Source organism: Methylobacterium sp. WL103 (assembly GCF_008039885.1).
GTDB classification, from domain to species: domain Bacteria; phylum Pseudomonadota; class Alphaproteobacteria; order Rhizobiales; family Beijerinckiaceae; genus Methylobacterium; species Methylobacterium cerastii.
Genome location: NZ_VRUX01000926.1, coordinates 1 through 1,177 on the forward strand (window position 1 = coordinate 1; position 1,177 = coordinate 1,177).

The window sequence follows — 1,177 nt, forward strand, 5'->3', positions numbered from 1 at the left end:
GAACCACGCCAGCCCGAGCGCCCGGCCCGGCAGGCGCTTGGCCGCCTGGTCGAGGGGCCGGTAGGCGGTGGCGACGAGGTAGGCGCCGGCGCCCCACTCGGCCTTGACCGGGATCGACACCGTGGCGCCCGCCTCCGGCACGTCCACGTCGCGCACCACCTGGACCCGGTCGCCGACCACCGTCACGGTGGCCCGGCCCTTGAAGTGCGGGTTCAGCCGCGCCTGCAGGGTGTCGCCGGCCTTGTAGGCCGCCTTGTCGAGGGTGAGGTCGAGGAGGTCGGGCACGTCGGCCGTCTCCGAGCCGCCCCAGCCGACGCTGAAGGTGACGCTCGCCGCAGCCCCGGGCCTGCCCGGCGCGCTCGCCTCCAGCCGATACTTGCCGAAGGCGAGGGCCTGCGCGACCTTGGCCGGCGCGTCGGCCTTGAGGTCGAGGGTGCCGTCGGCGACGCGGCGCACGGACTTCACCGGCTCGAACGACCAGCGGCCGTCGGCGCGGTACCATTGGTAGGTCTGCTCCAGGCGCGACAGCGTCCAGGTCACGCCGCCCTGCGCCAGCCGCGTGCCGTCGGGGGCCGCCATCACCACGTCGAAGCCCGCCGTGCCGTTCACCGGCAAATCGTCCGAAAACCCCTTGCGGATCGCCAGCACCGGACCCTCGGGCAGGATCGGCAGGGTGAGGCTGCGCGACAGCGCCCGCCCGCCGGGCTCGCCCACGGCCAGGGTGATCTTGGCCTCCAGCGGGCGCGGGGCGGCGAGCGCCTGCACCGGGACCGTCACCACGGCCTCGCCCTTGGCGTCGGTGGTGGCGCGCGCCTCGATCTCCTGGGTCGAGGCCTCGATCGCCTCGTCGTCGAGGCCGACCTGGAAGCCCTCCAGGCCCTTGACGCCGCTCGCGGCCGCCGCCTGCACGGTGACGCTGCCCGAGACGTCGAGCCCCGAGCCCGGCGCGCCGTAGAGGTAGCGCGCGGCCACCGCGACCTTCGCGGCCTCGCCCTTGCGCAGGGCCGGCTGCTCGGGCTTCAGCGTCACCTCGAGCCGCTCGGGGACGTAGTCCTCGAGCAGGAACGAGGCCTCGCCGACGGCCGGCGCCTTCGGGTCGGTGAAGGCCGCGATCCGCCAGGTGCCGTGCATCGCGCCCGACAGCAGCGGCAGCGGCAGGGCGCGCCCGCCCAGGCCC

The 1,177-nt window shown here is 75.5% G+C and carries 1 pseudogene; it reads right to left on the reverse strand.

The features are described 5' to 3' along the window. Positions 1-1,177: pseudogene (locus FV222_RS26760) on the reverse strand (alpha-2-macroglobulin family protein); the annotation flags it as partial.